Here is a 9,596-nt window from a genome sequence, read left to right on the forward strand (position 1 = left end):
ATCGAAACCACCGTCATCTGCGCACACCCTCGTGAACGTGGGCGGCATGACACCGAAGATCCGCCCGGTATGGAACCGTGACATTTCTATCTAGCGGACGGGTGACATTTCTATCTGGCGCTTACAAGAACATAGCCCAATAATTTATCTTATGTTAAATAATATCAATAACCTAGATGTTGCTTACACCAAAGCGGGTCATTCGGCGGAGTATCTCGCGGAGCCCTGCGATCAGTATTCCTCCAGTCGTGCTCACGTCATTTTATTCCGTGATCTGCTGTGTTGTACAGGTGCAAAGAAGCAGGCACCAAGCTTTATCAGGCTTGGTCGTTCGGCTCGCGGCATGCTAATATCGTGCCTTCTATCCTTCCGATTTCTTGTTCGCGGACCATCATGATCCAGCACGACCCACTTCATCAGATCAGTTTTATCCAGCAAGCCCTCTCGCAAAATCGAAAGCCGATCGGTTTCTTCATCGGCGCCGGATGCCCCTTGTCGGTTCGGATTGAGCGTGAGGTCGACGGTGTGACGAAAAATGAGCCGCTCATTTGGGATGTAGCGGGCTTAACCGCGATCATTCACAAAGCCTGCACGGGCACCCCGGAGGCGCCGTCCGCTTGGGACAGAGTTGTTACCGTGGTCGACGAGGATGGCGGGGATTCGAAGAATATCGAACTTCTACTGAGCACGATCCGTCTTCTTATCAGCGTTGCAGGTAACGGCACGGCACGTGGCCTTCAACGAGACGAACTGCGCGCACTCGATGAAAAGATTTGCAAGGTGATCTCGGATGTCGTCGACGTCCCGCTGCCATCTCACGACACGCCCTATCACAATCTCGCGATATGGGCGCGGGCCATCCACCGCGAGCAACCGGTCCACGTCTTCACGACCAACTATGACTTGCTTCTCGAACAGGCTTTCGAGGAAAGCGACGCGCCCTATTTCGATGGCTTTATCGGCGCGCGCCGGGCGTTCTTCGATCTTGGAGCAGTCGAGGACGAGACCCTGCTTCCATCCCGCTGGGCGCGCCTTTGGAAAATTCATGGCTCGCTAAACTGGCGCCTCGATAAGACCGGGGCGGTCGTCCGCAGCGACGTCAAGAATGATGGGTCATCCTACCTGATTTACCCATCGCACCTAAAATACAACGAGAGCCGGAAAATGCCCTATCTGGCGATGCTCGATCGCCTGAAGGCGTTCCTCTTGAAGCCATCGTCTGCGCTCTTCATTTGTGGTTATTCGTTCGCCGACGAGCATATCAACGATGTCATCTGCCGCAGCCTTTCGACCAACTCGACCACACAGGTCTTTGCCTTCATGCATGGCGCCCTCGGCGATGCGAAATACAAAGCGGCCCGTGAGTGCGCATTGCGTACGCCCAATCTGAGCTTGATGGGGTTCGACGAGGCCATCATCGGACGCAATGCGGGTAGCTGGAAACCAAATGACGGCGATCCACCCGCCCTCCCGCCAAAAGTCTACGTCTCGGACGGGACGACGGCATCGGTCCAGCTCGGCGATTTTGCCGCTTTCGGCAATCTCCTGCGAGGCCTGTCAGGCGTCAAGGAAGATACATCGACACCTCCGGTGTCATGAGCATGCGGTCTGAAAGCCTAAACGCGGCGACGGCGATTGGGTCGGTCCAAGATGTCAGCGGAACGTCCGTCAGCGTGACCTTGCGCGCTGACCGCTTCTCGGGCCTTAGCTTCGTCGATGGACAGGGCTATCGGATCGGCCAGATTGGTAGCTTCGTGAAGATCCCGATCGGCTATATGGACCTGTTTGGCATCGTATCCCAGGTCGGGGCCAGCGCCGTTCCTGAGAGCTTGGCCAAGGAACTGCCAAACGGATTGCGCTGGATGACAGTCCAGTTGATCGGCGAGGGCTATCGAACGGGCCGTTTCCAGCGCGGGATCTCGCAATATCCGACAATCGACGACGAGGTTCATCTCGTTTCCGAAGCCGACCTGAGAGTGATTTATGGCAAATCCGATCGGCAGAACCACCTGGTGCGTGTCGGGCATATCGCAGGCAGCGAGTCGATAGACGCCTTGGTCGATATCAACAAGCTCGTCACGCGGCATTCCGCTGTGGTCGGCACCACGGGCTCGGGCAAGTCGACTACCGTTGCTGGTTTACTCAACGTGCTGTCGAACGAAGAACGCTTTCCATCTTCGCGCATTGTCGTTCTCGATCTTCACGGCGAATATGCCAAGGCGCTCGGTGATAGGGCGACCGTGTTCCGGATCAATCCGGACCCGCGCAACCCGAACGAGCAACGGCTTTGCATCCCCTTTTGGGCGCTGAGCTTTGACGAGATGCTGCGCGTGACATTTGGCGCGCTGTCGACAGATGGCAAGGCGCGTAATGTCATTCTCGAACGCGTGCTTGCCGCAAAGGCGGCAAGCCTCGCGACGTCGCCGATCCGCGGACTTACCGCGGAGAATCTCAGTGCGGACAGCCCGGTCCCTTTCTCGCTGCATAAGCTCTGGCATGAACTCTACGGCCTGGATTTCGCGACCTATTACAACAGCAAGGGCAGTCCGGCAGATCCGGCGACCTGGGCCTATGAGTTAGATGCGAACCACAATGAGATCGCCGGCAACGCCGAGGCGGGCCATCCGCCGCGCTTTCGCAAGGTCAAGAACGTCAAGGACGATCCGGAGAAGATCAACTATGTTCCTGATGGCCTGAATATCCGAGCCCAACTCGAGGCGCTCGGATCGAAATTACGGGTGTCGCGCTACGATTTCCTGCTCCGTGCAGGCGACTGGCACCCAGATGCCGAAGGCATTGTGACCAAGGGTCTCGCCGACCTGATGAAGGCATGGCTCGGCAGCCCCAAGCCGATCACTATTCTCGACCTGTCCGGCATTCCATCGTCAATGACCAACGACATCATCGGCAATGTTCTGCGGGTGCTCTATGATGGGCTGTTCTGGGCAAGGAACCTCTCAGAAGGCGGCAGGGAGCGGCCGTTGTTGATCGTGATGGAAGAAGCTCACGCCTATTTGAACGACAATTTCGACAGCGCTGCCTCGCTGATTACACAGCGTATCGTCAAAGAAGGCCGCAAATACGGTATCGGCGCGATGATCGTCAGCCAACGCCCTTCGGAGATCAATGCAACGATTCTGTCGCAGTGCGGCACGTTCTTCGCCATGCGGCTGAGCAACGGCTCTGATCGCTCGCAAGTGACCGGTGCCCTTTCGGACAATCTTGAGGGATTGACCAATATGTTGCCGATTCTGCGAACAGGGGAGGCGATCATCCTTGGTGAGGCGGTTGGCCTACCGATGCGAACGATGATCCAGGCCCCGCCCAAAGGAAGGCGACCAGACAGCCAGGATCCAGTGATCTGTGACGAACTCTCGCCCGACGAGTCGATGACGCCTGGTGGGTGGAACATCAAGCCGCTCGAAGCGCCCAGTTACGATCCCTTTGTCGAAACCTGGCTTCAGCAAAACCCCATCCCGTCGAACAACCCATAAGGACAAGACGCAAATGGCATGGCAGCAATTTCCTGCGTTCACTTCGTCGAATATCAGCGCGATTAGATATGAAGACCAACAGCTGATCGTGGAAGTGACCTTTCACAATGGCGGGACCTATCAATATTACGACGTGCCCAATCATGTCGCGGCGGCCCTCAACGCGGCCGGTTCGAAGGGGGAGTATCTCGCCAGCGATATCAAGGGGAACTATCGGTACAGCAAGGTCTGAACGAACGGCGGATTAAACCCCGGCCGTTGAAAGCCGGCACGATTGAAAAGGCACGGGGCTGCAGCCTGGCGCCTTTCCCCGATCCTCTCAGATCGGGCTGAATGAAATCCGATTGCCTGGCACATGTCGAAAAGCTCGATCTCGGCACGTCAGCAAGATAACCTGCATCCGCTCGGCAGCCTCACTCAATATCTCGACCATGAGGTCGAGCCGAGCATCATCGGCATAGACAAGCGGATCGTCGAGAATGAGCGATACCGGCCGCCCCTGCTCGAGAAGCATGTCTGCAAACGCTATCCGGGTCAGTACCGCTAGCTGCTCCTGTGTGCCGCGCGACAGGTCCCCGCACCCTTCACTGATCCCGCCCCGCACCACCGCATCGAGCATCAGATCCTCAGAGAAGGATAGATCACAGCCAGGGAGCAGGCGCTCGATGTGGCGCTTTGCCCGCTTGGCAACGGGGCCGACGAACTTGGCCGACGTCTCGTCGCGTGCCTCGTCGAGCGTTTCGCGCAGAAGCTTCAGGGTTTCTGCCTCTTCGGTAACTCGTTGCAGGGCCGCGCGTGCGGCCTCAGCTTCCTCGCGGGAACTTGCCTCACGGTCGGCAAGACCCTTGCCCCCCTCGCTCTCGATCGTCCCCTCAAACCGGGCAATCTCCATCTCGAGCTTTGTCCGCGCTTCCCCCGCCGCCCTGCTCCGCGCATCGACCGTCTCAATCTTCCGCGCGATCGCCGCGGCGTCGTGCGCTGTGGCGTCGCGGATCGCATCTTCCAGCTTCACGGCAGCTTCGGCGGTTTGCTCGCGGGCACGAGCGAAATCCTCTGCCAGGCTCGGGAACTCCGGCCGGCTCTCAATAGCGGTGATTTGACTCGTAGCGTTTAAGAGATCGCTCGCGGCACCCGCCTCGGCGGTGGCAAGCGGTGCATCCTCCTCCTCGCCACGCCGGAGAGCGGCGAGCGCACCATCCTGAGCACCTTCGGCCCGCGCAAGCACGGTGTCGGCCGACTGCAATGCTGTGGTGAGGACTGCGATATCGGGAAGATCGCCCTCACCCGTTACGGCTTCATCCGCTAGCTCGACGATGAAGAGCTTGAGCGCACCGGCGCCGGCGGCGAGCCCGATATTTTCGTCGGCCGGCGTCGTTGTTTCGATCCGGGCTGCGATGGTGCGCAGTTCGCTCGCAGCATCCCGCGCAGCTTCGTTGCGTGCGCGCGCAGCCGCGAGGTCGGCAACATCGAGATCCGCGAGCGCAGATTGCTGCCTCTTCAAAGCCGACGATAATGCCTCTTCGGCGCTGGCTGCCCCGGCCGCCGGTATTACGATCAGCTCAGCGCCACCGATACGGAAATGGGTCCTCCCGCTGAGGGTCCGCTCTCCGGGACCTGCGGGTTCGCCGTCAATCAGGATGCCGGCAGTGTCGCCGGTCAGCGCGATGCGCGTCGCGCCGGCGCTCTGCGCTGCACGTGCCTCTGCAATCGCTCGCTCATTCGTCTCGAGCAATTCGATCGTCTTTGCAGGGATCAATGTCGCCGCGACGATCTTGGCCTCGCTCTGGAGCCGTTCAAGCTCGACCAGCTCCGCATGCCGTTTGCGCGCTGCCGCGACCCCGGTCTTACGACGTGCAGCGCGCACGCGGTCCTCGCCAGCGCTGAGGGCGGCGCGCGCGTCTTGACGCGCCGTCCGGGCGCTTTCGAGAGCCTCACGCGCATCAACGAGGCGCTGCTTGGCCGTAGCCAGTCCCTCGCCAAGGTCCGTCCGCTTGGCACGCGCCTGCTCCAGCGCGAGGCTCGCCTTCTCACGAGCTTCCGTCGCCGAGCGGTGGCGCTCTGAAAGGTCTTCGAGCCCCCTGCCCTTCGCGCTGATCGCCTCATGCTCGGCGCGACGGGTCGCGAGGATCTGCGCGGCGGCGCGCGCAACCTCTAACGATGCGACCAGGTCCTTCCGGGTCTGGACATCCGTGTCGTCGGCGATCTCCCGCTGAACGACCTTCAGCCTGGCGCGCGCGGCTTCGAGTTCAGCGAACGTCTTCTCCAATCCCGCGAGCCTGTCAGCGGCGTCTCGCGCGGCGGTCTCCGCGTTTTCGACCCGCTCCCGCACCTCATTCTGCCGCTCGCGCTTCTGGCCCGTTGGAGACCAGTAGCGGGCAAACTGCTCGTCGATCCTGGTGCGGACACGTTTGTAAGCCGGACCGCCCATGATCGAGCCGACCTCGGCTTCCAGGGTCGACCTGACCGTATCGCGCACGATCTGCCCGGGTGCGGTAACCGCGAGGGCTTCTGTCTGCGCCACCCAAAGCAGACCCAAGGCACCATAGGTCCCGGCATCGCCCTTCTGACTGGTATCGCGGACGGACCCGAGAAGTGCATGAAGACGAGCTTCAGCCTCTTCGCCTTGGGCCTTTCCCTGTGGTCCCGTGACCTCGATCGTGGCGCCCCGCAGGAACCGCTTGGTGACCGTCCACGGCGCCCCGTCGGCCTCGAACGACACCTGGATCTCCGGCCCGACCGCCTCGCCATAAGGCGCGAACGACTGGGCGAGCTGGTTCTTGGTTCCATGCCGCACGAAAAAGGCCGCCCGAAGCGCCTCGAGTAGCGTCGATTTGCCGGTTTCGTTGGGTTCGATGATGATGTTGAGGCCATCGGTCAGGCCTTCGATCGCCATCGGCTCGCGAAATTTACGGAAGCCGTCGACGGCGATCCGGCGGAGGCGCAGGCTCATGCCTTCTCCTCCCGGCTATATTCGACGAACAGACGCTCTAGCGCCCGTTTAGCAACCGCTGCCTCCGGTCCACCAGCTTCAATCCGGGCGGAGAGTTTTGCAGCGGCAACGCCAAGCATGCCCTCGACCGCAAGCTGCGCGAGATCATCTTCGCTGGGGCGACCGACGAGGTCGCTGGCGCGAACATCGAGATAGCGGACGCGGTGGCTGACGTCATTTTCGAGCCTGCCGAGCATCGCCACGCGATCGGTGAGACTGGTGATCCCCGCCAGCGATAGTTCGAGAAGCGTCGCCGGCGGGTCGATCGTCCCCAACAGCTGGTCGCACTCCGCGTCGAACGCAGCCTGATCGTTCACAGTCCAGCTGCGCCTGATCCATTGGAAACGACCGGAGCGGATTGGCGTGACGGTCGGCTCGCGACCCTCGTCGACGTCAACCAGCAGGATGTGCCCCGGCTCGTCCCGCTGAAAGCGATCGGTCTCAGGCGTGCCTGAATACCAGGTGCGCGCGTCGACCTTCAGCGTTCCATGCCAGTCGCCGAGCGCGAGATAATCGAGGTTGGACCTGCGAGCACGGTCGGGGGCGATCTGGTTCTTGGTCTCACCCTGCGTCCCGAAATCACGGATCGAACCGTGAGCCACGCCAAGCCGCAGCCGTGCGCCGGGCGTTACCATGCCGTCGAACAGGTCGGTCGGATCATCGAGATTGTGCCGGTGCGTGAGCGGCGAAGGCAGCAGCCAGACCCCTAGCTCGATCTCTTGGGGCTGCGGTTCGGAGAGGACGGTGATGGTCCCGCCTGCGCGCTGGCGCACACGATCCCAAAGACCGCCATTCCGGGCAAAGTCATGGTTGCCGGGCAGCAACCACCAGCGACACGGATGGCGCTCCATCCGCGATATCGCCTGCACGATCGTGCGATCCTCGGGGCCTTCGGTATCGAAGACGTCGCCGGCGACAAACACATGATTGGCACCAAGAAGGGTGGCCGCCTTACCGATCGCGTCGATCGCATCGAAGCGCGCCTCGGTCAGCGCTCCGCGAACCTTCGGTTCGAAGCGGCCATAAGGCTTGCCAAGTTGCCAGTCGGCCGTGTGGATGAATTTCATTGTGCTCTATCGATGGCAGTTTCGTCGGACGGCCTCAGAGGCTCAAGCCGACCGGCCGATCAAAGCCGACCTGCCAAAGCTCCGGCTGCCGCATCCGTGATTGTATAGACTGCCTCTCGCTGCGCACCACGTTTATGGTGATCGACGCGAGAGCCCTGATAGTGACGGCGAACGAGACCGGCCCGCACCAAATCTGACACCGCGCGACTGACGTTTGCTCGACCCGACCGCCGCGCTTTCATGGCAGGGCGACCTCGGTTGCGGAAGGTCCATAAAACCGGCAAGCTCTCGCCTGAACCGATATGACCCAATCCACAAAGCAAAACCCGTCACGGCGACACCACTTTATTCCCCAGTTCCTGCTGAGGGAATGGACTGACGATGACGGCGACCTGATCTGTTACTGGCCTCGGGGCGATGGCAAGGTTCGTAGCAAGCCGCTCAGTCCCAAGAGCGTGGCTTACGAGGACTGGCTCTGCGAGACGACTGGCTTCCCGGCCGAGCACGCGCAACAAATGGAAGACGTCTATTTCAAGCTGCTCGACGATCGCGCGTCGAACGCCCACCGCCTCTTGGTAGACGGCCGTGCCGGCGAGATGAGCCACGAGATGATGTGCGACTGGGCGCGGTTCATCATGTCGATCTGGTTTCGCACACCGGGCGACGTGAAAGGGCTGAAGACCGTAATCAATGCGCTTTCCGACCCTGCCGTTAGCGAGGCCGCGATCGGCCTGACTGTCCCGGAAGACTTTCCCGACGCGGCGTTGAATCAATTGCAGATGGAGGCGATGCGCCGCGCCATCGACGATCCCGAACGGGGCGAGGCTTTCCTTTCGATGGAGTGGGCCACGATCACGTCGACGGAAACCCGTAGCTTCCTGATCTCGGATTGGCCGCTCGATACGGCCAAGGATCTGCCGTTTCTGGGACATCCAGAATCGTACATTACGATACCGATCAGCCCCCGGCAGCTCTTCATCGCGGCACCATCGCGGGCGTTTCTCCTCGCTCTTGGCGATCTCCAAGAAGGTGAGCTCGAGCGCAGGCAAAATTATGCCACCGTCGCTCAAGCGCGGAGCTTTGTCGGCGCCTCTAACGATGAGGAGGATCCCTTTATCAAGCAAAACTTCGGATGCGAAAAAAGGCCCTCGATCGCACGATCGATCGCGGACGCTTGGAATGTCGAACTCTGACCTCCGCGTGCTCTAGGCCTTTCGGCGCCGATCCGCTTGGGCAGCCGATTGGAAAAACGCATATTCTGCGGTTTCCTCGAAGCGAACATGAGGCACTATCAGCGAGGTGGACGCGTTGACGACATAGGGCCGCATTTCATTGTGGAACGGGCGTTGATCGATCTTCGCTAGAACCTGAAACCCTCCCAGGCCCATGCTGAACACATTCAGGTTTCCAGACCGGATGCGGAGTGGTTTGAAGATAAATTTGCGCGCGTCATGATCGGCAGAGGCATACCGTAGCAAAGCAATCTCGATTTCAGGGAAATCTCGAAAGTCGCTCAGCCCGAACAATATGTTGCCGATGATGGACTCGTACCTCCCCAAGGCGATTTCGACCCATTCCTCTCGCACGCTGATCGATGCCCGCCAGAGGATCGCCAACATCGCGCGCGCAAAGGTCGCGCCGTTGAATTCCGATCGCCGGTAAAGACTGCCTGTGGGAGCAGCGCTGCTCGCCGACAACGACGCGCAGAAATTGATCGCATATTCGTCAAACATACCGAGCTTGCCGTCGCATCCGGAACACAGGATGTTGAGATCGAACGGCCCTAAAGGTTGGTTCGCGGGTTTTGCGCCGCCCGCGCGAACCGCTTTGTTATGACCGTCCGCTTCGCTCAAAGGCCGCGCAAAGCCCTGCGGAATGATGTGCGCTTTGCAGAGCTTGGTAGCGTCGCAGTCGGGCGCTGCTGCGCGGCGATGAAGGTGAGACAGCAGCGTCAATCAAGATGAGACTCCGTTTGGGGCTGTCGGCGTAGGGCGTAGCCCGGAGCCGACAGCCCCAAACGGAAGCCCTTTCGAAGGGCTTTGGTGG

General features: G+C 60.5%; 7 protein-coding genes and 1 pseudogene. 4 read left to right on the top strand and 4 right to left on the bottom strand.

The genetic code is table 11. The annotated features are described in order from the left end of the window. The first annotated feature begins 393 nt into the window (after positions 1 to 393). From GV027_RS19135 to GV027_RS21310, 3 genes are read left to right on the top strand one after another with little or no spacing between them, the layout of a single operon-like run. Positions 394 to 1,599: an SIR2 family NAD-dependent protein deacylase gene (locus GV027_RS19135; RefSeq protein ID WP_133192455.1), complete on the top strand. Its 1,206-nt coding sequence runs from the start codon at positions 394 to 396 to the stop codon at positions 1,597 to 1,599. Beyond that, positions 1,596 to 3,494 carry an ATP-binding protein gene (locus GV027_RS19140; RefSeq protein WP_201302716.1) on the top strand — a complete coding sequence of 633 codons (1,899 nt, stop codon included), beginning with the start codon at positions 1,596 to 1,598 and terminating at the stop codon, positions 3,492 to 3,494. The genes GV027_RS19135 and GV027_RS19140 overlap by 4 nt, the downstream gene beginning before the upstream one ends. Before the next feature lie 13 nt (positions 3,495 to 3,507). After that, complete coding sequence (locus tag GV027_RS21310) at positions 3,508 to 3,726, top strand: KTSC domain-containing protein (RefSeq protein WP_201302717.1); 219 nt, start codon at positions 3,508 to 3,510, stop codon at positions 3,724 to 3,726. Between the two features lie 87 nt (positions 3,727 to 3,813). Here the strand turns inward: GV027_RS21310 and GV027_RS19145 are convergent, their stop codons facing one another. The 3 genes and pseudogenes from GV027_RS19145 to GV027_RS21945 form a co-directional block, all read right to left on the bottom strand. Continuing rightward, entirely contained in the window at positions 3,814 to 6,444 is a 2,631-nt protein-coding gene (locus tag GV027_RS19145) for an AAA family ATPase (RefSeq protein WP_159513237.1), read from the bottom strand. Further along, entirely contained in the window at positions 6,441 to 7,550 is a 1,110-nt protein-coding gene (locus GV027_RS19150) for a metallophosphoesterase family protein (RefSeq protein ID WP_159513238.1), read from the bottom strand. Before GV027_RS19150 ends, GV027_RS19145 begins: the two co-directional genes overlap by 4 nt. A 59-nt stretch (positions 7,551 to 7,609) precedes the next feature. Then, a pseudogene (locus GV027_RS21945) lies at positions 7,610 to 7,789 on the bottom strand (hypothetical protein); the annotation flags it as partial. A 63-nt stretch (positions 7,790 to 7,852) separates the two neighbouring features. Here GV027_RS21945 and GV027_RS19160 point away from each other — a divergent pair. After that, a complete protein-coding gene (locus tag GV027_RS19160) occupies positions 7,853 to 8,743 on the top strand; it encodes a DUF4238 domain-containing protein (RefSeq protein ID WP_159513240.1) in 891 nt (296 codons plus the stop codon). Between the two features lie 12 nt (positions 8,744 to 8,755). Here GV027_RS19160 and GV027_RS19165 read toward each other — a convergent pair whose 3' ends face one another. Beyond that, a complete protein-coding gene (locus GV027_RS19165) occupies positions 8,756 to 9,505 on the bottom strand; it encodes a hypothetical protein (RefSeq protein ID WP_159513241.1) in 750 nt (249 codons plus the stop codon). Between the last annotated feature and the right edge of the window lie 91 nt (positions 9,506 to 9,596).

Origin of the sequence: Sphingomonas sp. T1 (genome assembly GCF_902506585.1) — a bacterium.
Taxonomy (GTDB): domain Bacteria; phylum Pseudomonadota; class Alphaproteobacteria; order Sphingomonadales; family Sphingomonadaceae; genus Sphingomonas; species Sphingomonas aerolata.

What these genes read in the sequence shown, in the direction of transcription:
- GV027_RS19135 (WP_133192455.1), top strand. Translation starts at nt 394, where the DNA reads ATGATCCAGCACGACCCACTTCATCAGATCAGTTTTATCCAGCAAGCC.
- GV027_RS19140 (WP_201302716.1), top strand. Translation starts at nt 1,596, where the DNA reads ATGAGCATGCGGTCTGAAAGCCTAAACGCGGCGACGGCGATTGGGTCG.
- GV027_RS21310 (WP_201302717.1), top strand. Translation starts at nt 3,508, where the DNA reads ATGGCATGGCAGCAATTTCCTGCGTTCACTTCGTCGAATATCAGCGCG.
- GV027_RS19145 (WP_159513237.1), bottom strand. Translation starts at nt 6,444, where the DNA reads ATGAGCCTGCGCCTCCGCCGGATCGCCGTCGACGGCTTCCGTAAATTT.
- GV027_RS19150 (WP_159513238.1), bottom strand. Translation starts at nt 7,550, where the DNA reads ATGAAATTCATCCACACGGCCGACTGGCAACTTGGCAAGCCTTATGGC.
- GV027_RS19160 (WP_159513240.1), top strand. Translation starts at nt 7,853, where the DNA reads ATGACCCAATCCACAAAGCAAAACCCGTCACGGCGACACCACTTTATT.